The following is a 26,198-nucleotide window of genomic DNA, read 5'->3' on the forward strand; positions in this document are numbered from 1 at the left end:
CCGCTTCCGCGTTTCCCTTTCCGGCGGTTCCGACTTTATCAGAGGTTTCTGAGTCGGATTTCCCTTCGTCGGCCGGGCATGGTTCCCGTGCCTGAGTCGGCCGGGTGCCCCTTCGGAAGGAGTTGTAAACCTACTGGAGCGGGGCTCCTCGATGCAAATCGAGGAGCCCCGCTCCCAGTTGGCGCCTGTTCAGGCCCGACGGACCGTCAGACCTCCACGACCACAGGCAGGATCATCGGCCGACGTCGGTACGTGTCCGAGACCCACTTGCCCAGCGTGCGGCGAACGAGCTGCTGGAGCTGGTGGGGTTCGACCACGCCGTCCTGGGCGGAGCGCTCGAGTGACTCCGTGATCCTGGGGATCACGTCGCCGAAGGCGGAGTCCTCGATGCCGGAGCCGCGGGCCTGGATGTGCGGGCCCCCGGTGATCTTCCCGGTGGACGAGTCCATGACCACGAAGACCGAGATGATGCCCTCGTCGCCGAGGATCTTGCGGTCCTTGAGCGCCGGCTCTCCCACGTCACCGACCGAGAGGCCGTCGACGTAGACGTAGCCCGCCTGGACCTTGCCCGAGATCTTGGCCTTGCCCTCGACGAGGTCGACGGCGACGCCGTCCTCGGCGATGACGATGCGGTCGTGCGGGACGCCCGTCAGGGCGCCCAGTTCGGCGTTGGCGCGCAGATGGCGCCATTCGCCGTGCACCGGCATCAGGTTCTTCGGGCGGCAGATGTTGTAGAAGTACAGCAGCTCGCCGGCCGAGGCGTGGCCCGAGACGTGGACCTTGGCGTTGCCCTTGTGGACCACGTTGGCGCCCCAGCGGGTGAGGCCGTTGATCACGCGGTAAACCGCGTTCTCGTTGCCGGGGATCAGGGACGACGCCAGGATCACGGTGTCGCCCTGGACGATGCGGATCTGGTGGTCCCTGTTGGCCATCCTCGAGAGGGCCGCCATGGGTTCGCCCTGGGAGCCCGTGCAGACGAGGACCACCTCGCTGTCCGGGAGGTCGTCGAGCGTCTTGACGTCCACCACCAGGCCCGGGGGGACCTTCAGGTAGCCCAGGTCGCGTGCGATACCCATGTTGCGGACCATGGAGCGCCCGACGAAGGCGACGCGGCGGCCGTACTCGTGCGCCGCGTCCAGGATCTGCTGGATGCGGTGGACGTGACTGGCGAAGCTCGCGACGATGATGCGCTTGCGGGCGCCGGCGAAGACCTGGCGCAGGACGTTGGAGATCTCCCGCTCGGGCGGGACGAAGCCCGGGACCTCGGCGTTCGTCGAGTCCGAGAGCAGGAGGTCGATGCCCTCCTCGCTCAGACGTGCGAATGCGTGGAGGTCCGTGAGGCGGCTGTCCAGCGGGAGCTGGTCCATCTTGAAGTCGCCGGTGTGGACCACCATGCCCGCGGGGGTGCGGATGGCGACGGCCAGCGCGTCGGGGATGGAGTGGTTGACCGCGACGAACTCGCAGTCGAACGGGCCGATGCGCTCGCGGTGCCCTTCCGCCACCTCGAGGGTGTACGGGCGGATGCGGTGCTCCTGGAGCTTGGCCTCGATGAGGGCGAGGGTCAGCTTGGAGCCGATCAGCGGGATGTCCGGCTTCTCGCGCAAGAGGAAGGGGACGCCGCCGATGTGGTCCTCGTGGCCGTGCGTGAGGACGATGCCCTCGATGTCGTCGAGGCGGTCCCTGATGGACGAGAAGTCCGGCAGGATCAGGTCGATTCCGGGCTGCTCCTCCTCGGGGAAGAGCACTCCGCAGTCGACGATCAACAGGCGGCCGCCGTACTCGAAGACCGTCATGTTCCGGCCGATCTCGCCGAGGCCGCCGAGTGGGGTGACCCGCAGGCCGCCTTCGGGGAGCGGCGGGGGCGGGCTGAGTTCGGGATGCGGATGACTCAAAAGACTCTCCTCAACCACGCACGCCACGTACCGGTAGGGCACGTGGCGCGCGTGACGTTCGTGCAGAAGCAGTTGTCGTATGGATGGTGCGGGCACCGGTGGCCCGCTTATTCAGTTGTGAAGCTGTGAAGCAGGTGCGCGGGGGTCCGCGCGAAGTCTGGTGTCAGAGCTGTACCCCGCCGGCGGCAAGATCGATCTTGAGTTGCTCGATCTCCTCGGGCGCGCACTCGACCATGGGGGCGCGCAGGGGTCCGCCGGGCAGGCCCTTCAGGGCGAGCGCCGCCTTGGTCGTCATCACGCCCTGGGTGCGGAACATGCCCGTGTAGACCGAGAGCAGCTTCTGGTGGATCTCGGTGGCCTTCTGGACGTCGCCCGAGGTGTATGCGTCGACCAGGGCGCGCAGCTCGGGGGTGACCACGTGGCCGACGACCGAGACGAAGCCGACCGCGCCCACGGAGAGCAGAGGCAGGTTCAGCATGTCGTCGCCGGAGTACCAGGCGAGACCGGAGCGGGCGATGGCCCAGCTCGCCCGGCCCAGGTCGCCCTTGGCGTCCTTGTTGGCGACGATCCGGGGGTGCTCGGCGAGGCGGACGAGCGTCTCCGTGTTGATCGGGACGCCGCTGCGGCCGGGGATGTCGTAGAGCATGACCGGCAGCTCGGTGGCGTCGGCGACGGCCGTGAAGTGCCGGTAGAGGCCCTCTTGCGGGGGCTTGTTGTAGTACGGGGTCACGAGGAGCAGGCCGTGTGCGCCGGTGCGCTCCGCCGTGCGGGCGAGTTCGATGCTGTGGTGGGTGTCGTTGGTGCCGACCCCGGCCACGACGTGGGCGCGGTCGCCGACGGCCTCCAGGACCGCCCGTACGAGATCCCTTTTCTCCGCGTCACTGGTGGTCGGCGACTCGCCCGTGGTGCCGCTGATGACCAGGCCGTCGTTGCCTGCGTCCACCAGGTGGGTGGCGAGCCGCTGCGCGCCGTCGAGGTCGAGTGCGCCGTCCGCCTTGAAGGGCGTGACCATGGCGGTGAGGACCCGCCCGAAGGGGGTCTGCGGAGTCGAGGTCGGAGCCATGGGTTACACGCTACTCGTTGCTCAGGACCGGGTCTGCCCTAGGGGGAGGCGACAAGTCGTGACAAAGGTGGAGCCCGGCACTGCCTGCTCGGGGGTTCAAGCAGTGCCGGACCCGTTTGATCAGGCTAGATGAACTTCTCGAAATGCCGCAATACGGACACTTCGCGCGGCTGAACCGTACATCTGTGCCTGACCGGGGAACCGGGGCGCGTCACGGCGCCACGCGTCCGTTCGCGTTGAAGGCCGCGTAGGTGAGCGGCATGAGCCGGGCCCACTCGGCCTCCATCTTCTCCCCGACCATCTCGATCTCGCGCTGCGGGAAGGACGGGACCTTGGCCAGCTCGTGCTGGGTGCGCAGGCCGAGGAAGTGCATCAGCGAGCGCGCGTTGCAGGTGGCGTACATCGAGGAGTACAGGCCTACAGGGAGGACCGCACGGGCGACCTCGCGGGCGACGCCGGCGGCCAGCATCTCCTGGTAGGCCTCGTACGCCTGCCGGTAGGAGTCCTCCATGACACGGCCGACCAGTTCCTGCTGGGCCTGGGTGCCCTCGACGAAGACGTACTTGCCGGGGCGGCCCTCCTGGACGAGCTTGCGGGACTCGTCGGGGACGTAGAAGACCGGCTGGAGCTCCCGGTAGCGGCCGCTCTCCTCGTTGTACGACCAGCCGACGCGGTGCCGCATGAACTCGCGGAAGACGAAGATCGGGGCGCTGATGAGGAAGGTCATCGAGTTGTGCTCGAAGGGGCTGCCGTGCCGGTCCCGCATCAGGTAGTTGATCAGGCCCTTGGAACGCTCGGGGTCCTTCTTCAGCTCGTCCAGGGACTGCTCGCCCAGGGTCGAGACACGGGCGGCGAACAGGACGTCCGCGTCGGACGCGGTGTGCTTGACCAGCTCGACGGTCACATCGCTGCGGTAGCTGGGCTTGGGGTCGTCGGCGGGGGTGTCGGTCACGGTTGGCAGGGCCTTCCCATCTCGTCGTGTGGCGACGCCACTCTACGGCCCGGCGAAATCAGCGCGATCGGTGGCGTGCCGCAATGAAAATGGTGAAACAGGGCACCTCTGAGGGAGTTCGTTCGTCTTTACGGACGAGAGTGATTCGTTCCATTCCCCGAAGGGAGAAGCACCCCTGATGTCCGGTCGGCGTGAACCCGTACCGTTCGCCTTCGTTGCCGAGGCCGACAGGTTCCGCAGTAATGTCACTCCCCCACCCCGCGAGCGGCTGTCCGTCGGCCAGATGGCCGGGCGCTGGCTGCTGGGTCTGACCATCGTGGCGGGGCTCGTGGGCTCCCTGGTCGTCGGGACACCCGCGCTGTCGTCGGACGACCCGGGCTCGCAGCCCCAGCAGTCTCAGGCGTCGCAGAAGAACTGAGCCGTCCCATTGCGGCGGTGACTCCATCCGGCCCCCCGCCAGTGGTGACCGGGGACACAGATCGGTAGCCTCACCGGGCACAGCCCACGCATGGATCGAGTGAGGACCAGCCGTGCCCCTGCCCTTCCTGACGGCCGACCGCGTTTTCGAGGCTACGGACGACGTTCCGCTGCCGTACGACGACCGTGACCGCTGGCGGCGGCCGTACCGGCCCGGGCCCTGGCGGGTGGGGACGGCTGCTCTGGCGCTGCTGCTCGCCTCGTTCGTGCTGTTCGCCGCGGTCATCATCGCGGCGACGGCCGAACTGACCTCGGCCGGTGTGGTCTTCGGGCTCGCGCTGCTCGTCATCGCCGCGGCGCTGCGGCTGCTGCGCGTGGGCGTGTGGGTGAGCGCGCGTGGGCTGCGGCACGTGGGCTTCCTCACGACGCGTACGGCGTCCTGGGAGCAGGTCATGGCCGTGCGCACGGTGCAGCAGCCGGTGCGCTGGCTGGGGCTGCCGCGGACGGTGCAGGGGCAGGCGCTGCTGCTCGTCCGGCGGGGTCAGTCGCCGGACGGTGGGCCGGCGCTGCTGACCACGCACAACGCGGACTTCCTGGGCCGCGTGGAGGCCTTCGACCGGGCGGCGGACGCGGTGGAGGCGTGGGCGGACGAGTACTGCCCGCACTGACATCCCTGGGTACCCGGGATTCTCATGCCGGAGGGGCCGGACCGTTCGCGGTCCGGCCCCTCCGGCATGAGTGGCGTGCGGTTCAGGCCGTCTCGGGCTGCTTGCCGTCGTGCAGGGCGATCGCGCGTTGCATCGCCTTGCGGGCGCGCGGGGTGTCGCGGGCGTCGTGGTAGGCGACGGCGAGGCGGAACCAGCTGCGCCAGTCGTCGGGGGCGGCCTCCGTCTCCGCCTTTCGCCTGGCGAAGACCTCGTCGGCCGAGTCCCGGTCGATCCGCCCGCTGGGGGTACGCCTCAGTTCGTCGACGGGCAGGCCGCCCTCGGCGTCGAGTTCCGCGGCGAGGGCGTTCGCCCTGCGGACGAACTGGGTGTTCTTCCACAGGAACCACAGGCCGATGACCGGCAGGATCAGCACCGCGACACCGAAGGTGACGGTGAGGGGCGTGCCGATCTCGATGAGCAGGACGCCGCGGCTGCCGACCAGGACGAAGTAGACGACCAGGACGGCGGCCGTGAGGGCGTAGGTGAGCTTCGCGCGCATGACGATCAGGGACTCAGCTCAGGTCCAGGAAGTGTTCCAGGCCGAAGGTCAGACCCGGGGTGCTCACCACGCGGCGGGCGCCGAGCAGGATGCCCGGCATGAAGCTGCTGTGGTGCAGCGAGTCGTGCCGGACCGTCAGGGTCTCGCCCTCGCCGCCGAGCAGGACCTCCTGGTGGGCGAGCAGGCCGCGCAGCCGGACGGCGTGGACGGGCACGCCGTCGACGTCGGCGCCGCGGGCGCCGTCCAGGGCGGTGGTCGTGGCGTCCGGGGCCGGGGCGGAGCCGGCGTTGCGGCGGGCCTCGGCGATGAGCTGGGCGGTGCGCGTGGCGGTGCCGGAGGGGGCGTCCACCTTGTTCGGGTGGTGCAGCTCGACGACCTCGACGGACTCGAAGTACGGCGCGGCGATCTGCGCGAACTTCATGGTCAGGACGGCCCCGATGGAGAAGTTCGGCGCGATGAGCACGCCCGTCCGCGGGGACTGCTCCAGCCAGCCCGTCAGCTGCGCGAGACGCTCGTCGGTCCAGCCGGTGGTGCCGACGACCGCGTGGATGCCGTGGTGTACGCAGTAGTCGAGGTTGGCCATGACCGAGTCGGGCGTGGTCAGTTCGACTACGACCTGGGCGCCGGTCTCGGCGAGCGTCTCCAGCTTGTCACCACGGCTCAGCGCGGCGACCAGTTCCATGTCCTCGGCGGCTTCGACGGCTCGTACCGCTTCCGAGCCGATCCGGCCCTTGGCGCCGAGGACCGCCACGCGCAGCTTGCTCATCTCTTGTGCTTCCTTCACCAGGGGGTTGTCAGGCGACGGCGTCGTGCAGGCGGGCCGCCTGTTTGTCCTTCAGCGGGCCGATGACCGACAGGGAGGGCCGCCGTCCCAGGATCTCGCGGGCGACCGAGCGGACGTCGTCCGGGGTGACCGAGGCTATCCGCGACAGCATGTCGTCGACGGACATCTGCTCGCCCCAGCACAGTTCGCTCTTGCCGATACGGTTCATCAGCGCGCCGGTGTCCTCCAGGCCGAGGACCGTGGAGCCCTGGAGCTGGCCGATCGCGCGCCCTATCTCGTCGTCCGAGAGGCCGTGCTCGGCGACGTGGTCGAGTTCGTCGCGGCAGATCTTCAGCACGTCGTGCACCTGCGACGGCCTGCACCCCGCGTACACGCCGAACAGGCCGCAGTCGGCGAAGCCCGAGGTGTACGAGTACACGCTGTAGGCCAGGCCGCGCTTCTCGCGGACCTCCTGGAAGAGCCGGGACGACATGCCGCCGCCGAGGGCGGTGTTCAGTACGCCCAGGGCCCACCGGCGCTCGTCCGTGCGGGACAGACCCGGCATGCCGAGCACGACATGGGCCTGCTCGGTCTTGCGGTCGATCAGCTCGACCCGGCCGGCGGTGCGCAGGGCGCGTCGGCCGCTGCGCGGGGCGACGGGCTCGGCGGCGAGCTCCTTGAAGGCACCCGCCTTCTCGAAGGCGGCGCGGACCTGCCGTACGACCTTGGAGTGGTCGATGTTGCCGGCGCACGCGACCACGAGGTGGGTCGGGTCGTAGTGCCTCTTGTAGAAGCGGCGGATGCGGTCGGCGGTGAGGGAGTTGACCGTGTCGACCGTGCCGAGGACCGGGCGGCCGAGGGGGTTGTCGCCGAACATCGTGTGCGCGAACAGGTCGTGCACGCAGTCGCCCGGGTCGTCCTCGGTCATCGCGATCTCTTCGAGGATGGCGCCGCGCTCGACGTCGACGTCCTCCTCGAGGATGAGCGAGCCGGTCAGCATGTCGCTGACGACGTCGATGGCGAGCGGCAGGTCGGTGTCGAGCACACGTGCGTAGTAGCACGTGTACTCCTTCGCCGTGAACGCGTTCATCTCGCCGCCGACCGCGTCGATCGCGGAGGAGATGTCCAGGGCGGACCTGCGGCTCGTGCCCTTGAAGAGCAGGTGCTCCAGGTAGTGCGTGGCGCCGTTCAGGGCCGGGGTCTCGTCGCGGGAGCCGACGTGCGCCCAGATGCCGAAGGTCGCGGAGCGGACCGAGGGCAGGGTCTCGGTGACGATGCGCAGGCCACCCGGGAGGGTGGTCTTGCGGACCGTGCCGATGCCGTTCTCGCCCTTGATGAGGGTTTGGGTACGGGCGACGGCCCGCGCCTCGGAAGAGGTGCGGGCCGTCGCCTTGGAGCTGCTCGACGTCACTTGTCGGTGTCGTCCTTCGTCTCATCGTTCTCTTCGCCCTCGATGACCGGGATCAGGGAGAGCTTGCCGCGGGAGTCGATCTCGGCGATCTCGACCTGGACCTTCTGGCCCACACCGAGGACGTCCTCGACGTTCTCCACGCGCTTGCCGCCGGCGAGCTTGCGGATCTGCGAGATGTGCAGCAGACCGTCCTTGCCGGGCAGCAGGGAGACGAACGCACCGAAGGTCGTCGTCTTGACGACCGTACCGAGGTAGCGCTCGCCGACCTCGGGCATCGTCGGGTTGGCGATGCCGTTGATCGTGGCGCGGGCGGCCTCAGCAGCGGGGCCGTCGGCGGCGCCGATGTAGATCGTGCCGTCGTCCTCGATGGTGATCTCGGCGCCGGTGTCCTCCTGGATCTGGTTGATCATCTTGCCCTTGGGGCCGATGACCTCGCCGATCTTGTCGACCGGGATCTTCACGGTGATGATCCGCGGTGCGTTCGGGGACATCTCGTCCGGCGTGTCGATCGCTTCCATCATCACGTCGAGGATGTGGAGGCGGGCGTCACGGGCCTGCTTGAGGGCGGCGGCCAGGACGGAGGCGGGGATGCCGTCCAGCTTGGTGTCGAGCTGGAGGGCGGTCACGAACTCCTTGGTGCCGGCGACCTTGAAGTCCATGTCGCCGAAGGCGTCCTCCGCACCGAGGATGTCGGTGAGGGTGACGTAGTGCGTCTCGCCCTCGATCTCCTGGGAGATCAGGCCCATCGCGATACCGGCGACGGGGGCCTTCAGCGGCACACCGGCGTTCAGCAGCGACATGGTGGAGGCGCAGACCGAGCCCATGGAGGTCGAGCCGTTCGAGCTGAGCGCCTCGGAGACCTGGCGGATCGCGTAGGGGAACTCCTCGCGCGTCGGCAGGACCGGGATCAGGGCGCGCTCGGCGAGGGCGCCGTGGCCGATCTCGCGGCGCTTCGGGGAGCCGACGCGGCCGGTCTCGCCGGTGGAGTACGGCGGGAAGTTGTAGTTGTGCATGTAGCGCTTGCGGGTCACCGGCGACAGCGTGTCCAGCTGCTGCTCCATGCGGAGCATGTTCAGGGTGGTGACGCCCAGGATCTGGGTCTCGCCACGCTCGAACACCGCGGAGCCGTGGACCCGCGGGATCGCCTCGACCTCGGCGGCCAGGGTGCGGATGTCGGTGACACCGCGGCCGTCGATGCGCTTCTTCTCCTTGATGACGCGCTCGCGGACCAGGGTCTTGGTCAGCGAGCGGTACGCGGCGGAGATCTCCTTCTCGCGGCCCTCGAACTCCGGCAGGAGCTTCTCGGCGGCGAGCTGCTTGACGCGGTCCAGCTCGGACTCGCGCTCCTGCTTGCCGGCGATGGTGAGCGCCTGGGCGAGCTCCGGCTTGACGGCGGCGGTGAGCGCCTCCAGGACGTCGTCCTGGTAGTCCAGGAAGATCGGGAACTCGCCGGTCGGCTTGGCGGCCTTGGAGGCGAGGTCCGACTGGGCCTTGCAGAGGACCTTGATGAAGGGCTTCGCGGCTTCCAGACCGGCGGCGACGACCTCCTCGGTGGGGGCCTCGGCGCCGCCCTCGACCAGCTTGATGGTCTTCTCGGTGGCCTCGGCCTCGACCATCATGATCGCGACGTCGCCGTCCTCCAGGACGCGGCCCGCGACGACCATGTCGAAGACGGCGTCCTCGAGCTCGGTGTGCGTCGGGAAGGCCACCCACTGACCGCGGATCAGCGCGACGCGGACGCCGCCGATCGGGCCGGAGAAGGGCAGACCGGCCAGCTGCGTGGACGCGGAGGCGGCGTTGATCGCGACGACGTCGTACAGGTGGTCGGGGTTGAGCGCCATGATCGTGGCGACGACCTGGATCTCGTTGCGCAGGCCCTTCTTGAAGGACGGGCGCAGCGGGCGGTCGATCAGGCGGCAGGTGAGGATCGCGTCCTCGGAGGGGCGGCCCTCACGGCGGAAGAAGCTGCCGGGGATCTTGCCGGCGGCGTACATCCGCTCCTCGACGTCCACCGTGAGGGGGAAGAAGTCGAGCTGGTCCTTGGGGTTCTTGGAGGCGGTGGTGGCCGACAGCACCATGGTGTCGTCGTCCAGGTACGCCACGGCGGAGCCGGCGGCCTGCTTGGCCAGGCGGCCCGTCTCGAAGCGGATGGTGCGGGTGCCGAAGGCGCCGTTGTCGATGACGGCCTCGGCGTAGTGGGTCTCGTTCTCCACTAGCGTTTTCTCCGTTACTTTGTCGTCTTTCGTCCCTCGCTGCCCGTGTGGCAGGGGGACGGTGGCGGAGAAGCGCTCCGTGCGGTGCGGGCCGGTCTTCGATCGAAGCACCCGGGGCTCACTTCCCCCCGGGGGCCACTACCGAGGACCGGCGGCGGCTAGGCGCGCTTCTCCTCTTCTTCTTGTCGTGCTGTGTCGTCCGTATTGCGTTGTGCTACCACACTACAAAGCTGCAGTGACACTCCGCACGTACAGCAAAGGGAGCGGTCCCCTTTCCTGCCGGGAACCGCTCCCTTCACGGCGTCTTACTTGGCGCCCGCCGCACCGCGGCGGATGCCGAGGCGGTCGACCAGCGCACGGAAGCGCTGGATGTCCTTCTTGGCGAGGTACTGCAGCAGCCGGCGGCGCTGACCGACCAGGATCAGCAGACCACGGCGGGAGTGGTGGTCGTGCTTGTGGGTCTTGAGGTGCTCGGTCAGGTCGGAGATCCGACGCGACAGCAGAGCGACCTGGACCTCGGGGGAGCCGGTGTCGCCCTCCTTGGTACCGAACTCGGACATGATCTGCTTCTTCGTAGCGGCGTCGAGCGACACGCGTACTCCTCATAGTCTGTGAATGGCCACCGAGTGCCCCCGGTCTGCTTCTCGGGGGGAGCTTCCGTGACTCGGAAGGCGGGGATCCGCTGGGCGCGGCCTCCAGGGCGAGATCTCGCTCCGGGGGTGCGTACACAAACGGCCGTCCACCAGGGTACCAGGCGGTCAGGGGCGTCTTTGCGCTGGTCCCCGAACCTGCCGGACCGGGCGGTCGGCGCCACTAGGGTGAGCGAATTCGGAACCGGTTCGTCGGGAAGGGGTCGCTACGGCATGGCGGAGACGGCTGAGGAGATCAAGGCGCGCAAGGAGCGGGAGCGGGACGAGCTCTACGCCCTCGACATCTCCGGTGTGGAGTGGCACTGCGCGCCGGGCACCGAGGAGCACGAGGAGCGGGTCGAGATCGCGTACCTGCCCGACGGGGCGGTGGCGATGCGGTCCTCGCTCGACCCGGACACGGTGCTGCGCTACACCGAGGCGGAGTGGCGGGCGTTCGTGCTGGGAGCACGGGACGGGGAGTTCGATCTGGAGCCGCAGCCGCACAACGGGGGCTTGCAGGCCGAGGCCGGGCAGTAGGCGCGTAGTTTCCGCGGAGCGCGACGAGGGCGGGCCGGTGATCGGCCGTCCCTCGTCGCGCTTCTTCGTGTGCGGTCGCGGTTCTTCTGCGTGCGGTCGCGCTGCTTCTGTGTGCGGCGGCCCGTCCGTTTCAAGGCACCTTCGGGGCAAGGTGGTTCGCGGTTCTTCACGGTAATCGCCCTGTTTGGTCACCAAAGTGTGTGCTGTGTATGTCACTTCGGGGCAGCTTCTGGGCAGGTTGTGACGCGGCGGACAGGTGCTCGGGGGTGGACGGGCCTGCCGGGGTGGGGCTTGTGGTGATTAGGCTGGGACGGGGCGCGGCGTCAGAACCCGTGAGTAGACGCGGGCGTCCCAGGGGGAGAGCGGGGGAGCCTGGATTCGGACGACCTCGGACGACCCCTCTTACGCCTCAGAACGACTTCGTACGACGTCGGACGACAAGCAAGGGTCGCCCCAGCACGGCATGAGGGTGCTCGACCAACCAGGAGGAACACTGTGAGCAGCGATCGGGACGGGAACCGCGGGGGCTGGGCGACACCCGGCGATGACCAGCCCGACGCGGAGTCCGCGGCAGAGATGACGGGCGAGTTCACCATCGACTACGCGCCGCCGGCCTGGTACACGCAGAACGCCTCGGGGAGTTCGAGCTCGGGGCAGGGGGCGGGTGCGTCCGAGGACGCCAGTGCTTCCGGGGCACCCGGAGGTTCCGGGGCGCATGGGGGATCCGGTGGGCCGAGCGGGCCCGTTCCGCCGCTGCCGGGACTCACTCCGCCGCCGCACGCCAATCCTTCCGGTGGGGCATCGTCCATTCCGAGGCAGGGGCACGGACAGGGACAGGGACAGGGGCACGGGCAGTCCGCGGGCTCGGCTCCGGCACCGGCTCCCTCTCCGGCTCCAGGGGCGCCTTTCACGCCGCCCGCGCCGCCGCCTGCTCCGGGCGCTCCGTTCACGCCTCCCGCTCCCCCCGCGCCCGCGCCGGGTACGCCCTTCACGCCGCCCGCGCCTGCCGCCGGGGGGCCGTCTGCCGGAGGGCCGGCTGCCGTGCCCAGGCTTCCGGTGGGGTTCGAGCCGCAGGGGGCGCAGTCGCCGGGGTCGCAGCCGCAGGGGCCGCAGCCCCAGCCGCAGGGGCGGACCGAGGCGCCTGCGGCGGATCCGGCTGCTCCTACGGCCGTGCCGAACATCCCCGTCGGCGGGTATCAGGCACAGTGGGCGCCGACCGCTCCGTCGGAGGCTCCGGCTGCTCCGGCCACTCCCGAGGCTTCGGCTGCTCCCACTTCTCCGGCTGCTCCGACTGCTCCGGATTCCGAGGACGCGGAGCCGGGGAACGGTGACCTGGAGAGCGGTGCCACCATGCGGTTCTCTGCCGTCGCGCTGAAGCGGGAGATCGAGGAGCGTGCCGCCGAGGTCGAGGCGCGACTGGAGTCGGCCGACGGCGACCAGGACGGGGACCAGGGCAGGGACGGGAACGGCGCGGTCGCTTCCGGCCCGAGCGACGGGTCCGAGCCGGGTGAGGAGTCCGGCGGTGACGTCGAGGACGCTCCTGGCGACGCCGACGACGACACCGCCGACGAAGAGCCCGAGGGTGTCTTCTCCGAGTCGGCGGTCGCGGTGGACACGGCTGACGTGTCCGTCGCGGACGGCCCTGCCTCCGACGACGCCCACAGCGGGGACGCGGAAGCCGCGGTGACCGCACCGGAGGAGGAAGCTCCCGAGGACGCGGCTCCGGAGACGGAGAGGGACGAGGCCGTACCGCAGGATGCCGAGCCCGAGGGATCCGAGCCTGCGGATGCGGTGCCCGCAGACGCGATCCCGACGGATGCGGTGCCTGCCGATGATGCAATGCCTACCGACGAGGACCGGGCCGACGCAGTGACTGCGGACGAGGTCCCGGCTGCCCCCGAGCCGGCCGACGCCCTGTCGGCTGGCGCACAGCCCCTCGACGCCCCGCCCGCAGACGCCCCGCCCGTGGGCTCCGAGCCCGCCGACGCCGCTCCCGAGGACAGCGTTCCGCGGGATACCCCCGCGCCGGGTGCGGCCGACGCACAGCCCTCCTGGACTCCCCCGCCCCCGCAGGCCATGCCGCCGCTGCCGCCGTCGTATCAGTCGGCCGCCCCGGCGCCCGCCGGCCAGTGGTCCGCACAGCCGCAGCACCAGCCACAGGCACAGCCCACGGACCCGAACGCTCCCGCGCAGGGGCAGCCGCCGTTCCAGCCGCAGGCGCCGCAGCCCGCGCCCGCCGCCTGGAACCCGCCGGCCGCGCCGCCGACGCCGCCGAACCAGCCGCCCGCCCAGCCCGCACCGCAGCCCGGCGCCTACGGCTTCCCGCAGCCGGGGGCCCCGGCCGCACCGAACGCCCAGGGCGGCTACGGATTCCCCCACCCCGGCGCCCCGGCCCAGGCCCCGGCCACACAACAGCCGCCGGCCCAGCAGCCCAACACCTCGCCCACCCCTACCCCGAACCCCCAGGACGGCTACGGCTTCCCGCAGCCCGGGCCCAACGCCCAAGGCGGCTACGGATTCCCCCACCCCGGCGCCCCGGCCCAAACCCCGGCCACACAACAGCCCCCGGCCCAGCAGCCCAACACCCCGCCCACCCCTGCCCCGAACCCTCAGGACGGCTACGGCTTCCCGCACCCCGGCGCGCCCGCCCCAGCCGCGCCCAACCCCCAGGGCGGATACGGCTTCCCCCACCCGGGTGCCCCGGCACCGGCCGCCCAGCAGCCCCACCCCGCCGTGCCCCCGCAGGCCCAGCCGCAGCCCGAAGGGCAGGGGCAGCCTCCGCAGCAGCCCCAGCCCGTGGATCCGCGGACCGGGGCCGCCTGGCCGCAGCCCATGCAGCACGACCAGCGGCAGCCGACCAACCCGGGTGCCGCGCCGCTCGGTTACACCGCTGCCGTGGAGCTGTCGTCCGACAGGCTGCTCAACAGCAAGAAGCAGAAGGCGAAGAGCAGCCGTCCGGCGGCCGGTGGCGGGCGGTTCAAGATCGGCGGCAAGAAGGAGGAGGCCGAGCGGCAGCGGAAGCTGGAGCTGATCCGCACGCCGGTGCTCTCCTGCTACCGGATCGCCGTGATCAGCCTCAAGGGCGGTGTCGGCAAGACGACCACGACCACCGCGCTCGGCTCCACGCTCGCCACCGAGCGGCAGGACAAGATCCTCGCGATCGACGCCAACCCGGACGCGGGCACCCTCGGGCGTCGCGTGCGGCGCGAGACCGGGGCCACCATCCGTGACCTCGTCCAGGCGATCCCGTACCTCAACTCGTACATGGACATCAGGCGGTTCACGTCCCAGGCGCCGTCCGGTCTGGAGATCATCGCCAACGACGTCGACCCGGCCGTGTCCACGACGTTCAACGACGAGGACTACCGGCGCGCGATCGACGTGCTGGGCAAGCAGTACCCGGTGATCCTCACGGACTCCGGCACCGGTCTGCTCTACAGCGCCATGCGCGGGGTGCTGGACCTCGCAGACCAGCTCATCATCATCTCGACGCCTTCGGTGGACGGTGCGAGCAGCGCGAGCACGACGCTGGACTGGCTGTCGGCGCACGGTTACGCCGACCTCGTCGCCCGGTCCATCACCGTCATCTCCGGTGTGCGCGAGACGGGCAAGATGATCAAGGTCGAGGACATCGTGTCGCACTTCGAGACGCGCTGCCGGGGCGTCATCGTCGTACCGTTCGACGAGCATCTCGCCGCCGGCGCCGAGGTCGACCTCGACATGATGCGGCCGAAGGTGCGGGAGGCGTACTTCAACCTCGCGGCGATGGTCGCCGAGGACTTCACCCGCCACCAGCAGGCGCACGGCCTGTGGACCTCCGACGGCAACCCGCCGCCGGTGGCCGCCCCGCCGCTGCCCGGCCATCCCGTCCCGGGCCAGCCAGGCCCGTACCCCCAGCAGCCGCAGCCCGGACAGCCGTACCCCCAGCCGGGCCAGCCCCCTGCCCAGCCAGGGCAGCCGTACCCGCAGGCCGCAGGCCAGCCGCCCTACCCGCAGCCGGGGCAGCCGGCCGCCCAGCCGGGTCAGCCGTACCCCCAGCCCGGGCAGCCTCCGGCAGCGCCCCCGCAGCCGGGCTACGGCTACCCGCAGCCCGGTCAGCCGGGCTACCCGGCGCAGCCCGACGGGCAGACCCCGCCGCCTCCGCCGCCGTCGCAGTAATCGCGTCACCCGATCGGCCCCTTTCGAGGAGCCGATCCCCTGTGTGGCCCGCGCCGTTCCCACTCGGCGCGGGCCACTGCGCGTTCGGGGCGAAATCCGTTGCCAGGCCCTGGCCAGGGGCGCGTCAGTGGTCTCGACCAATGGCCACGAAAAGCTCGCCAATTTGTTATTTCCGCAGGCCACAAGGGGTCCGTGTGGCGTTGACGCGCAGAGATGGCCGCTGATAGACACACTCATCATCCATCTGACACCTGATCAACCCGTCCTTCCCGTCCGAGCGATGACGCGAGGTCCGACCATGGGCACGAAAGATCAGACACGCAGCCTCCCGCGCGGCCTCAGGCTCGTCGCCGCGGCCGGAGCGGCCGCGCTCACCCTCACCGCCGGTCTCGCGACCCCGCTCGACCCGGCGCCCCGGCAGGCCCGGGCGGCCGACGACGGCAAGAAGGTGCTGACCGTCGCGGTGGCGCAGAGCGTGGACTCGCTCAGCCCGTTCCTGGCGGTCCGGCTGCTCAGTACGAGCATTCACCGGCTCATGTACGAGTACCTGACGAACTACGACCCCAAGGACAACCACGCCATCCCGGGCCTCGCCACCAAATGGGAGCCGTCGCCCGACAAGCTGACCTGGACGTACACGATCCGCTCCAACTCGAAGTGGTCGGACGGCAAGCAGGCCACCGCCGAGGACGCGGCGTGGACGTTCAACAAGATGATGACCGACTCCGGCGCTGCCACGGCGAACGGCAGCTACGTCGGCAACTTCCGGAAGGTGACGGCCCCCAGCCCGACCAAGCTGGTCATCGAGCTGAAGAAGCCACAGGCCACGATGACCGCGCTCGATGTGCCGATCGTGCCGAAGCACGTGTGGGAGAAGGTCTCGGACTTCTCCGAGTTCAACAACGACAAGAGCTTCCCGGTGGTGGGCAACGGGCCGTTCGTGCTGACCGGCTACAAGGCCGACAGCTACGTCCGTCTCAAGGCCAACAAGAGCTTCTGGCGGGGGGCGCCGAAGTTCGACGAGCTGGTCTTCCGCTACTACAAGGACCAGGACGCGGCGGTGTCGGCGCTGCGCAAGGGCGAGGTTTCGTTCGTCGCCGGTTCGCCGTCCCTGACGCCCGCTCAGGCGGCGTCCCTGGAGGGCGCGGAGAACATCAAGGTCAACGACGCCCCCGGCCGCCGTTTCTACGCCCTCGCCACCAACCCGGGCGCGAAGGCGAAGAACGGCAAGAAGTTCGGCGACGGCCACCCGTCGCTGCTGGACCAGCGGGTGCGGAACGCGCTGTTCAAGGCCGTCGACCGCAAGGCCGTCATCGACAAGGTGTTCCAGGGGCACGCCGTCGAGGGCGAGGGCTACATCCCGCCGCGCTTCTCTCAGTACTTCTGGAAGCCGTCCAGCAGCCAGAAGCTGACGTACGACCCGGCCGAGGCGGCCCGGATGCTCGACCAGGCGGGTTACCGGAAGAACGGCGACGGCAAGCGCGTCGGCAAGGACGGCAAGCCCATCACCTACCGCGTCCTGTGCCACGCCACCGACCCGAACGACAAGGCGGTCGGCAAGTACCTCCAGGAGTGGTGGGGCGAGCTCGGCATCGGCGTCCAGCTCAACTGCCTGGACAACGTGACCGACCCCTGGCTGGCCGGCAAGTACGACCTGGCCTTCGACGGCTGGTCGGTCAACCCGGACCCGGACTTCGTGCTGTCCATCCACACCTGCGGCGCGCTCCCGGCGACCCCCGAGGACACGGGCGCGACCGACAACTTCATCTGCGACAAGAAGTACGACGAGCTCTACGCCCGGCAGCTCGCCGAATACGACCCCGCCAAACGGGCGGACATCGTCAAGCAGATGGAGTCGCGGCTGTACGACCTCGGGTACATGAACGTCATGGCGTATCCGAACGCGGTCGAGGCCTACCGGACGGACCAGATCAAGTCCATCACGACCATGCCGGCGAAGGCGGGGAACATCTACGGCCAGGACGGCTACTGGAGCTGGTGGTCGGCGGTCCCGGCGGAGTCGAGCGGCTCGTCGGACAACGCGTCGTCGACGGGGGTCGTGGCCGGGATCGTCGGAGGTGTCGTGGTCCTCGCCGGGCTCGGCGTCTTCGCGGCGATGCGGCGGCGCTCCACCGCCGAGGACCGCGAGTAGAGCGGGCGATCGGACACTCATGACCGCTGACGCGACACCCGCGCTGGTCGAGGACAAGCACACGCCGGCCGGGCCGCGGGTACGCAAGAGCTCCGCGTACCCGCGGTACCTCGCGGGCAAGGTGGCGGGCGCGGCCGTATCGCTGCTGGCCGTGCTCGTCACCAGCTTCTTCCTCTTCCGGCTGATCCCCGGCGACCCGGTGAAGACCATGACGGGCGGCCGTCAGGTCTCGGCCGAGCAGCTGGCCGCCTATCGCGAGGAGTTCGGGCTCGACCTGCCGCTGTGGCGGCAGTTCACCGACTACTGCGGCAAGGCGCTGACCGGCGACTTCGGGACGTCGTACCAGTTCCGCGCCCCCGTCGTCGACAAGATCACCGAGGCGCTGCCGAACACCCTGCTGCTGACCGGGACCGCCTTCGTCCTCTACACCGCGCTGGGCATCTTCCTCGGCACCCGGTCGGCGTGGCGGCACGGCAAGCTCGGCGACCGGGTCAACACCGGCCTGGCGCTGACGCTGTACTCCATCCCGTCCTTCTGGCTCGGGCTGCTGCTGATCATCGTGCTGTCGGTGGGCATCGGCCCGGTCCCGGGCATGTTCCCCACCGGCGGCATGGAGTCGGGCGGCAAGGAGGGCTTCGCGTACGTCGTCGACGTGGCGCACCATCTGGTGCTGCCGGTGGTGACGCTGGTGGCCGTGGAGTACGGGCAGACGCTGCTGGTCACCCGGTCGGCGCTGCTGGACGAGATGGGCAGCGACTATCTGACGACCGCGCGGGCCAAGGGGCTGCGCGACGACCTGGTCCGGCGCCGGCACGCCGTGCCGAACGCGCTGCTGCCGACCGTGACGCTGATCTTCATCAACCTCGGCCGGACGGTGGCGGGCGTGATCCTGGTGGAGACGGTGTTCTCCTGGCCCGGGCTCGGCGGGCTGTTCTACCAGGCACTGAGTGTGCCCGATCTGCCGCTGGTGCAGGGACTGTTCTTCGTGTTCGCCGCCGCGGTCATCGTGATGAACACCCTCGCCGACCTGGTCTATCCCCTGCTCGACCCCCGGGTGGCCCGATGACGACGACGACCGGCACGGGCCCGAGCCCGCGCGCCCTCGCCCGGCAGCGGCGCCGGGCGTCCGTGGCGCGCTTCTGGCGGCAGTACCGCGCCGAGCGGGCAGGGCTGTACGGCCTGACCGCGCTCGGCCTGTGCGCGCTGCTGGCGCTGTTCGCACCCCTGTTCGTCGGCTCCGACGTGAGCAGTGTGACCGACGCGCCGGGGCGTCCGATGCAGAGCCCGAGCGCCGAGTTCCCGCTCGGCACGGACCAGTTCGGGCGGGACCTGCTGGGCCTGGTGGTCTGGGGCTCGCGGGTGTCGCTGCTGGTCGGGTTGCTCGCGGCCGTGCTGTCGGTCGCGATCGGCACCCTGATCGGGGTCACGGCGGGCCACTTCAAGGGCTGGTACGCGACGGTGATGATGCGGATCACCGACTGGTTCCTGGTCATGCCGACGCTGGTGCTGGCGATCGCCCTGGCGACCGTGATGTCCCGCTCGCTGACCACGACCGTCGTGGCGATCGGCGTGACCACCTGGCCGACCACGGCCCGGCTGGTGCGCGCGCAGACCCTCGCCGTGGAGACCAGGCCGTACATCGAGCGGGCGAAGGCGCTCGGCGGCGGGCACTGGCACATCATGTCGAGGCACGTCCTGCCCAATGTGATGCCGCTGGTGCTGGCGCAGACGACCCTGATCATCTCCTCGGCCATCCTCGCCGAGGCGACCCTCGCCTTCCTCGGGCTCGGCGACCCCACGGTCGTGTCGTGGGGCGGGCTGCTCCAGGACGCGCGGGAGGCGGGCGCGGTCAGTGCCGGGGACTGGTGGTACCTGGTGCCGCCGGGCATCGCCATCGCCGTGGTGGCGCTGGCGTTCACGCTGTGCGGGCGGGCCGTGGAGTCCGTCCTCAACCCCAGGCTGGGGGTGTCGCGGTGACACTGCTCGACGTCAGGGACCTGACGGTGACCTACCCGGGCGGGGCGGCCGCCGTGCGCGGAGTGGACCTGCGCCTGGACGCCGGCCAGAAGCTCGGCCTCGCCGGGGAGTCCGGCTGCGGCAAGTCCACGCTGGCGCTGGCCCTGCTGCGGCTGCTGCCCGCCGGGACCCGCATCACGGGTGGGGTCCTGCTCGACGGCGAGGACGTGCTGACGATGAAGTGGGGCCGGGTCCGGGCGGTCCGCTGGGCCGGGGCCTCGGTCGTGTTCCAGGGGGCGATGCACTCGCTGAACGCCGTGCACCGCATCGGCGACCAGATCGCCGAGCCGATCCTGCTGCACCGGAAGGCGACCCCGGCCGGGGCGAAGAGGAAGACCGGGGAGCTGCTGGAGCACGTCGGCCTGCCCGCCGCCCGCGCGGACGCGTATCCGCACGAGCTGTCCGGCGGGCAGCGGCAGCGCGTCATGATCGCCATGGCGCTGGCCTGCGATCCGCGGCTGATCATCGCCGACGAGCCGACCACCGCGCTCGACGTGATGATCCAGGCGCAGATCCTCCGGCTCATCGAGCAGCTCGTCGCGGACCAGGACCTGGGTCTGATCATGATCAGCCACGACCTGGCGGTCCTCGCCGACACCTGTGACCGGCTCGCGGTGATGTACGCGGGCCGGGTGGTCGAGGAGGGCCCGGCCCAGCAGGTGTACGAGGACGCCCGGCACCCGTATGCCAGGGCCCTGTCGGCCGCGTTCCCGCGCATCGGCGACCCGTCCTCCCGGTTCGCGCCGCAAGGGCTCGCGGGCGACCCGCCCGACCCGGCGGCGCTGCCGTCCGGCTGTACCTTCCATCCGCGGTGCCCGGTGGCGCTGGAGTCCTGCCCTCAGGAGGACCCGGTGCTGCGCGAGGCGGGGCCGGAGCGCCGGGCGGCATGTGTTCTGGTCGGCCCGTCCGCTCGGGAGCCGCGCGGAGCCGGCGAGGCGGAGGAGCGGGAGTTCACCGAGGAACCGGAAGACTCGGCGGAGCGGGGGGCGGCGGATCCGGGCACCCCGGAGGAGCGGGAGGCACCGGATCCGGAAGCCCTGGAGGAAGCGAGGCCCAAAACGCCATGACCATCTCCCCCACGGCCCCCGAGGTCACCACGGCACCGCTGCTCAGCGCCCAGGACCTGCACGTCACCTTCCCCGGCCGGCACGGCGGCCCCCGGGCCCGCGCGGTGGACGGGGTCGACCTCGACATCCGGCCCGGCGAGATCGTCGCGCTGGTCGGCGAGTCCGGCTGCGGCAAGACGACCCTGGCCCGCTGTCTGCTGGGCCTGGTCGAGCCGACCTCGGGCCGGGTCACCTTCGACGGCCGCCCGCTGGAGTACTCCGGCCGGCCCCTCAAGGCGTACCGCAAGCGCGTCCAGCTGGTCCTCCAGGACCCGAGCGGTTCGCTCAACCCCCGGCACACGGTGTACGACGCGGTCGCCGAGGGCCTGCGCATCCACGGCTACGGCGGCGACGAACGCACCGCGGTCGCCGGGGCCCTGTCCCGGGCCGGCCTCCGCCCCCCGGAGCGCTTCTTCCTGCGCTACCCGCACGAGCTGTCCGGCGGGCAGCGCCAGCGCGTCGTCATCGCGGGCGCACTGGTCCTGGAACCCGAACTCCTCGTCGCCGACGAGCCGGTGGCGTCCCTCGACGCCTCCGTGCGCGGTGAGATCCTCGCCCTGCTGCTGCGGCTGCGCACCGAGCTGGGCCTGTCCGCGCTGGTCGTCACGCACGACCTGGGGCTGGCCTGGAACATCGCAGACCGGGTCGCCGTGATGTACCTGGGCCGGATCGTGGAGACGGGAGCGGTGGAGCAAGTCCTCACGGCCCCCCGGCACCCGTACACGCAGGCCCTGCTGTCCGTCCTCCCGGAAGCCCCGGGCACCCCGGTGGTCCTCACGGGGGAGCCCCCGGACCCGTCCCGCGTCCCGTCAGGCTGCCGCTTCCACGCCCGCTGCCAGATCCTGGCGAGCGGCGAGGCGGAGCGGACGGGCGTGGCGGACGCGTGCAGGAACCAGGACCTGAAGGTGCTGAGCGGGGGCGGGGCATCGCAGGTCGCTTGTCACTGGGCGGTTGCGGAGGTGCCTGAAAGGGGCGCGGGGCTGTAGCAATGTGCGGCTCCGCGCGTGGGCGCGCCAAGCCCCCGCGCCCCCGCAGACGGCCCACGAGCGAACTAGGCAGCCTCTTCAGCCGCCACCAACTCCCTGCACTTCTGGACGTCTGCCCCCATCTGCTCCAGCAGCGCGTCCAGCGTGTCGAACTTCGCCTGCCCCCGCACGAACGCCAGGAAGTCGACCGCGACATGCAACCCGTACAGATCGAGCCCCACTCGGTCGATCGCGTACGCCTCCACCGTGCGCTCGGTGCCCTCGAACTGCGGGTTCGTGCCGACGGAGATCGCGGCCGGCATCGCCTCGCCCTGGGCGTGCAGCCAGCCGGCGTAGACACCGTCGGCGGGGATGGCGGTGTGCGGCAGGGTCTCGACGTTGGCGGTCGGGAAACCCAGTTCGCGGCCGCGCTGGGCACCCCGGACGACCACGCCCTCCACGCGGTGCGGGCGGCCCAGGATCTCGGCGGCGCCCTCGACGTCGCCCTCGGCGACCAGACGCCGGGTCAGCGTCGAGGAGAACGGCTCGCCGCCGCCCGCCTCGCCGGTCACGTACAGGTCGACGACCTCGACCTCGAAGTCGTAGGTCTTGCCCTGCGTGGCCAGGAACTCCACGTTGCCGGCGGCCTTGTGGCCGAAGCGGAAGTTGGGGCCCTCGACGACCGCCTTGGCGTGCAGCTTGTCCACGAGCACCTTGACGACGAAGTCGGCCGGGGACAGCTTCGAGAACTCGGTCGTGAAGGGCAGGATGAGCACCGCGTCCACGCCCAGGTCGGCCATGAGTTCGGCGCGGCGGTGGTGCGGGGCGAGCAGCGGCGGGTGGCTGCCCGGGCGGACGACCTCGCTGGGATGCGGGTCGAAGGTGACGACGACGGCGGGCACGCCCAGCTCCCGGGCGCGGTTCACGGCATGCCGGATGATCAGCTGGTGTCCGCGGTGGACTCCGTCGTAGGAGCCGATGGTGACGACGCTGCGCCCCCAGTCCTGGGGGATGTCCTCCAAGCCACGCCAGCGCTGCACTGTGCCTGCTCCTTGTCGAAAGCTCGTCGAACCCGTGTCCGTGGTTGTTCCTGGTTGCCTCGTACGCAGGTCTAAGGGTGCCATGCCGGGTGCCTGCGGCCCGCATCGGCTCCTCAGACGGGGACACTCACGCCCGCCAGGTTCTCGATCGTCCGGTGGGAGCTCGGCCCGACCAGCGCCGCCCACTCCTCGGGCGCGTCGGCCAGCCAGCCGGCCACCCGGGCGGCGAAGCCGGGCACGTGCCGGCCCAGGTCGACCAGGGCGCGGTCGAAGCGGCCGGCGCCCTCCGGGGTGCGCCCGAGGAGCAGTCCGATGCGGCGGACGAGGTCGCGCAGGTCGTCACCGCCGTTCCGGGCGGCGGCGTGCAGCAGCGCGTCGAGGACGTCGGTGTCGTGCTCGCGGGCCAGGAGCGCGTCGCGCAGCTCGCGGCGCAGCGGGCGGGAGGCGGGGATGCCGGGCGGGCTGAGGACCGCGGCGAGGGCGCACCGCAGTCGCACCGGGCCGCCCTCCAGCAGGCCGGTGACCAGCGGCAGGAGCGCGGCCCGGGCGGCGGGGCCCCGGTCGAGCCGCTGGTCCACGTACGCGGCCAGGTGCCCGGCGAGCTCCGGTCGCCGCTCCGCGGCCTGCACCAGCAGCGCGGCGACCCGCCGGGCCAGGCCGGGCGGGGTGGCGTCGGCGAGCGCCCGCAGCGCCTCCTCCGCGTCCGGCCGCTCCAGCCGCACCGCGAAGGCGCCGAGGACCGGCTCGGGGTGGGCCGGGAGGGCGGCGGCCGGTGCGTCCGGCGGGAGGTGCGGGTCGCCCGCCGCGAAGTGCTCCAGCGCCCTGGGGAGGTACCGGTCCCGGGTGTGCGGATCCTGGACGAGGAGGGCGAGTGCTGCGCCGTGCAGGGCGCTGTCGGCGGGGCGGGTGAGGACGGTGAGGGCCGCGTAGCGCAGGAGGGCGCGGTCGCCTCCGGTGCTCACGTGCGGCGCGACGCGCAGGCCGTGCGCCATCGCGGCCCTCCGTCGCGCCGGGCGCTCGTCGCGCGCCCACCGGTCGACGGCCCGGCACACCGCCGGGGGCTCCTCCTCGGCCAGCACGGCGAGCAGTTCGTCGGCCCTCCGGTGGGCGCGGTCGACGAGCACGTCCGCCAAGTCGTCCAGGGCCCTGTGCCGGTGGGTGTGCAGCAGCGCCTGCGCGGCCGTGGCCACGGTCGCGTGCGGGGTGGCGGGCAGCGGCTGCTCGTCGTCGAACCAGCGGGCCAGCAGCGGCTGTACGGCGGTGGGGTCGGCGGCCAGCAGGTGCGCGGCGGTGTCCAGGAACCGGGGACCGGCCTCGCACGGCGGGCCGTCGGCGTGCACCAGCCGCCTCAGCAGCGCGAAGCGCTCGCCCTCCGGCAGCCGTACGCCGGCCCAGAAGGCGGGCCCGACCTCGTCCGGCACACCCCTCCCCTGCCGCCGCCAGGCCACGATCCGGTCGGCGAGCAGCCGCAGCACCTCCGTGTAGGGCGTCGCCTCGGGTACGGCCGACAGGACCCCGGCGAGCAGCCGGGCCGCCCACCAGGACCGCGGACGGGCGTCCAGGGCATGCACCAGGTCCGCCAGCCGGGAGGCCAGTTGGCCGGTGCCGTGCTGGCGGGCGAGGAACAGCAGGGCCTGGACGACGGGCCCGATGCGGTGGTGCGGGACGGGGTCGGGCTGCGCGTCCTGCCGACGGTGGACGAGGGAGTGCAGGGCCTCGTCGAGGTCGAGGTGCATGCCCTGGAGCCAGTCGGCGAGCTCCTCGTGGGCGAAGCGGTAGCCGGCTCCGGCGGGCACGAGCAGGCCCTCGGCGAGGACGGCCGACGCCCAGCCGGTGCCGCCGCCGAGCCGCGCCGGTACCGGCCCCCACGGGAACACCGCCTCGAACGTCTCCCGGTCCAGATCCCCCAGCCCGGGTCCGAGACTGCGCCGGGCGGCCTCGTGCACCTGCCCGGCGACTTTGGCGGCCAGCCGGCGTACGGCCGTGCCGCTCAGGCCGTTGCCGGCGGCCAGCCGCTGGGCGATGCGCAGGGACATCAGGTCCAGGTAGGCCGCGAAGACGTCGTCGCGGTCGACGGTGGCACCGGGGCCGGTGAGGCTGTCGGGGCTGCCGGGGCTGCCGGGCTCGGCGGTTTCCGGGCCGTCGGAGACCCCAAAGGCCCCGGCGAGGGCGTCCCGGATCTCGGCGAGCAGTCGCAGGGCGAGGGGGTGCCGGGCGTCGGTGTCGACGAGGGCGCTCTCCGGGATGCCGTGGCGCCGGCGGGCCTCCCGGGCCTCGTCCTCGGTGAGATCGCCGAGGCGCACACACGCGGGCCCGTCCTCGGCGCCGGCCGGCCGGTGCAGGACCTCCTTCGGGAACCCCGTCCCCTCCCAGTACTCCGCCCGGCAGGCCACGACCATCCGAACGCCTGTCTCCCGCAGCCACCGCACCGTCCCGTCGGTCCAGTCGGCCAGGCGGCGGGCCAGCGCCGGGGGCATCTCCTCCGGGCCGTCGAGGAGCAACAGCAGGGGTCGGCCGAGGGCACCGGCGAGTCCGGCGAGGCGCTCGGGCGTGGTGTCGCCCAGGTCGGCGGGCAGGAGACGGGACCGGGACGCGGCCACGGCAGGAGTGGCCCGGGTCAGCGCCCGGTGTGCCGCGTCGGCCACCGAGGCGTCGTCGCCCCGCAGTTCGCAGCCGCGCAGCCACAGCGTGGGATGCCCGCTGCGGGCGCGGCGCGCGGCGAGCGCTGCGAGTTCCGTCGTACGGCCGCTGCCGGGCGCCCCGGCGAGGCCGAGCACGGCCGCCGGGCCGGTCGTGAAGGCGCTGAACTCGGCCACCACGGCGGCCCGTTCGACCGGCTCCGGGAGACCCGTGCCGCCGGGCGGGCCGTCCAGCCCCACGGCCGTGCCGGTCAGCTCCAGCACCCCGGCCAGGTTGAGGTCGGCGCCGTACGCGGGGACCGTCGCCGCGTTCTCGGCGAGCAGCTCGGCGAGCGGTCCCGCCGCGCCAGGGGCCCGGGGATGCAGTGGTACGGCGAATCCGACGTCGCTGTGGTCGGAGCTGAGCGCGGTGCCGAGGACCCCGACGACGGCGCCGGTCGCGGCGTCGAGCACCGGGCCGCCGGCCGCTCCCCCGCCCAGTCGCAGCGCGTCCCGCCCTGCCGTGCCGACCGCCAGCTCCAACGCGCCGTCGAGGCGGTGGCGGCGGTCCGTGGCCGTGTACGTCACGGCGGCCGAGCCCAGCACCCTGGCCTCACGCCAGCCGCCGGCGGCGATCCGCACATAGGCGCCTGTCCCGGGCCCGCCCCGCGCGGTGACGGGCAGCGGCGGCAGACCGAGGCCCTCGGTCCGTACGAGGGCCAGGCCGAGCGCGGGCAGCGGGGTCACCGCGTCCGCGGACACGACCCGGCGGCGGTCCCCGGCCCCGTACAGGACGAGCCGGGGCAGGCCGTCGACCGCCTCGTGGCTGGTGACGAGCGTGCCGTGGTGGTCGGCCAGGAAGCCGGTGCCCCGGGGGCGGCCGGCGAGGTCCTGGATGCGGACGAGGGCCGGGCCGGACGCCCCGCCGTCGGTTCCCTCGCTCGTCCGCTCCGTTGTTTCGGGGCGGTCCTGGGATCCTGCCGCGCTGTCCTGTGTCTCCCCGGACCGGTTCCGCGACGTCATCGTCGAGCCTCCCCGCCGTACACCCGTGCCCTTGCGT

Annotated in this window: 19 protein-coding genes; 9 read left to right on the top strand and 10 right to left on the bottom strand. The window is 71.7% G+C overall.

Annotated elements, in window-relative coordinates; translation table 11 throughout:
* Nucleotides 1-206: 206 nt before the first annotated feature.
* The 3 genes from GTY47_RS32720 to thyX all read right to left on the bottom strand — a co-directional run bounded on the left by GTY47_RS32720 (nucleotide 207) and on the right by thyX (nucleotide 3,907).
* Nucleotides 207-1,892 (bottom strand): ribonuclease J, encoded by a 1,686-nt coding sequence (locus tag GTY47_RS32720; RefSeq protein ID WP_010042718.1) that lies wholly within the window; start codon nucleotides 1,890-1,892, stop codon nucleotides 207-209.
* Nucleotides 1,893-2,055: 163 nt separating this feature from the next.
* Complete coding sequence (gene dapA / locus GTY47_RS32725; protein ID WP_010042721.1) at nucleotides 2,056-2,955, bottom strand: 4-hydroxy-tetrahydrodipicolinate synthase; 900 nt, start codon at nucleotides 2,953-2,955, stop codon at nucleotides 2,056-2,058.
* A 211-nt stretch (nucleotides 2,956-3,166) separates the two neighbouring features.
* Nucleotides 3,167-3,907: an FAD-dependent thymidylate synthase gene (gene thyX, locus GTY47_RS32730; protein WP_010042723.1), complete on the bottom strand. Its 741-nt coding sequence runs from the start codon at nucleotides 3,905-3,907 to the stop codon at nucleotides 3,167-3,169.
* A gap of 178 nt (nucleotides 3,908-4,085) precedes the next feature.
* Between thyX and GTY47_RS32735 the strand changes: the two genes are divergently transcribed.
* Nucleotides 4,086-4,325, top strand: a complete 240-nt coding sequence (locus GTY47_RS32735) for a hypothetical protein (RefSeq protein ID WP_010042726.1) — start codon at nucleotides 4,086-4,088, stop codon at nucleotides 4,323-4,325.
* A gap of 112 nt (nucleotides 4,326-4,437) precedes the next feature.
* On the top strand, nucleotides 4,438-4,992 hold the full coding sequence (locus GTY47_RS32740) for a hypothetical protein (protein ID WP_010042731.1): 555 nt from the start codon (nucleotides 4,438-4,440) through the stop codon (nucleotides 4,990-4,992).
* An 82-nt stretch (nucleotides 4,993-5,074) separates the two neighbouring features.
* Here GTY47_RS32740 and GTY47_RS32745 read toward each other — a convergent pair whose 3' ends face one another.
* The 5 genes from GTY47_RS32745 to rpsO form a co-directional block, all read right to left on the bottom strand.
* Nucleotides 5,075-5,530, bottom strand: coding sequence for a hypothetical protein (locus GTY47_RS32745; RefSeq protein WP_010042732.1), 456 nt, complete (start codon nucleotides 5,528-5,530; stop codon nucleotides 5,075-5,077).
* Between the two features lie 13 nt (nucleotides 5,531-5,543).
* Nucleotides 5,544-6,296: a 4-hydroxy-tetrahydrodipicolinate reductase gene (dapB, locus tag GTY47_RS32750; protein WP_010042733.1), complete on the bottom strand. Its 753-nt coding sequence runs from the start codon at nucleotides 6,294-6,296 to the stop codon at nucleotides 5,544-5,546.
* 28 nt (nucleotides 6,297-6,324) lie between these two features.
* The gene (locus GTY47_RS32755; RefSeq protein WP_010042734.1) at nucleotides 6,325-7,704 is read right to left on the bottom strand and encodes a pitrilysin family protein; all 1,380 of its coding nucleotides are present in this window, start codon (nucleotides 7,702-7,704) and stop codon (nucleotides 6,325-6,327) included.
* Nucleotides 7,701-9,917, bottom strand: coding sequence for a polyribonucleotide nucleotidyltransferase (locus tag GTY47_RS32760; RefSeq protein WP_010042735.1), 2,217 nt, complete (start codon nucleotides 9,915-9,917; stop codon nucleotides 7,701-7,703). Before GTY47_RS32760 ends, GTY47_RS32755 begins: the two co-directional genes overlap by 4 nt.
* 305 nt (nucleotides 9,918-10,222) lie before the next feature.
* Entirely contained in the window at nucleotides 10,223-10,510 is a 288-nt protein-coding gene (gene rpsO, locus GTY47_RS32765; RefSeq protein ID WP_010042739.1) for a 30S ribosomal protein S15, read from the bottom strand.
* 270 nt (nucleotides 10,511-10,780) lie between these two features.
* Here rpsO and GTY47_RS32770 point away from each other — a divergent pair, with 270 nt between their 5' ends.
* The 7 genes from GTY47_RS32770 to GTY47_RS32800 all read left to right on the top strand — a co-directional run bounded on the left by GTY47_RS32770 (nucleotide 10,781) and on the right by GTY47_RS32800 (nucleotide 21,501).
* Nucleotides 10,781-11,083, top strand: a complete 303-nt coding sequence (locus GTY47_RS32770) for a DUF397 domain-containing protein (RefSeq protein ID WP_010042740.1) — start codon at nucleotides 10,781-10,783, stop codon at nucleotides 11,081-11,083.
* Between the two features lie 495 nt (nucleotides 11,084-11,578).
* Complete coding sequence (locus tag GTY47_RS32775; RefSeq protein WP_158688435.1) at nucleotides 11,579-15,241, top strand: SCO5717 family growth-regulating ATPase; 3,663 nt, start codon at nucleotides 11,579-11,581, stop codon at nucleotides 15,239-15,241.
* A 298-nt stretch (nucleotides 15,242-15,539) separates the two neighbouring features.
* Nucleotides 15,540-17,393 carry an ABC transporter substrate-binding protein gene (locus GTY47_RS32780; protein ID WP_010042742.1) on the top strand — a complete coding sequence of 618 codons (1,854 nt, stop codon included), beginning with the start codon at nucleotides 15,540-15,542 and terminating at the stop codon, nucleotides 17,391-17,393.
* A 19-nt stretch (nucleotides 17,394-17,412) separates the two neighbouring features.
* Nucleotides 17,413-18,459, top strand: coding sequence for an ABC transporter permease (locus tag GTY47_RS32785; RefSeq protein WP_010042744.1), 1,047 nt, complete (start codon nucleotides 17,413-17,415; stop codon nucleotides 18,457-18,459).
* Complete coding sequence (locus GTY47_RS32790; protein ID WP_010042745.1) at nucleotides 18,456-19,370, top strand: ABC transporter permease; 915 nt, start codon at nucleotides 18,456-18,458, stop codon at nucleotides 19,368-19,370. Before GTY47_RS32785 ends, GTY47_RS32790 begins: the two co-directional genes overlap by 4 nt.
* Entirely contained in the window at nucleotides 19,367-20,476 is a 1,110-nt protein-coding gene (locus GTY47_RS32795) for an ABC transporter ATP-binding protein (protein WP_010042746.1), read from the top strand. Before GTY47_RS32790 ends, GTY47_RS32795 begins: the two co-directional genes overlap by 4 nt.
* The gene (locus tag GTY47_RS32800) at nucleotides 20,473-21,501 is read left to right on the top strand and encodes an ABC transporter ATP-binding protein (RefSeq protein ID WP_010042747.1); all 1,029 of its coding nucleotides are present in this window, start codon (nucleotides 20,473-20,475) and stop codon (nucleotides 21,499-21,501) included. The genes GTY47_RS32795 and GTY47_RS32800 overlap by 4 nt, the downstream gene beginning before the upstream one ends.
* A gap of 65 nt (nucleotides 21,502-21,566) precedes the next feature.
* On the opposite strand, the gene GTY47_RS32805 is transcribed toward GTY47_RS32800, so the two are convergent.
* Nucleotides 21,567-22,520 carry a bifunctional riboflavin kinase/FAD synthetase gene (locus GTY47_RS32805; protein WP_010042749.1) on the bottom strand — a complete coding sequence of 318 codons (954 nt, stop codon included), beginning with the start codon at nucleotides 22,518-22,520 and terminating at the stop codon, nucleotides 21,567-21,569.
* A gap of 113 nt (nucleotides 22,521-22,633) precedes the next feature.
* The gene (locus GTY47_RS32810) at nucleotides 22,634-26,161 is read right to left on the bottom strand and encodes a trypsin-like peptidase domain-containing protein (protein WP_010042751.1); all 3,528 of its coding nucleotides are present in this window, start codon (nucleotides 26,159-26,161) and stop codon (nucleotides 22,634-22,636) included.
* Nucleotides 26,162-26,198 lie beyond the last annotated feature (37 nt).

Origin of the sequence: Streptomyces sp. SID5464 (assembly GCF_009862985.1) — a bacterium.
Lineage (GTDB): Bacteria > Actinomycetota > Actinomycetes > Streptomycetales > Streptomycetaceae > Streptomyces > Streptomyces chartreusis_D.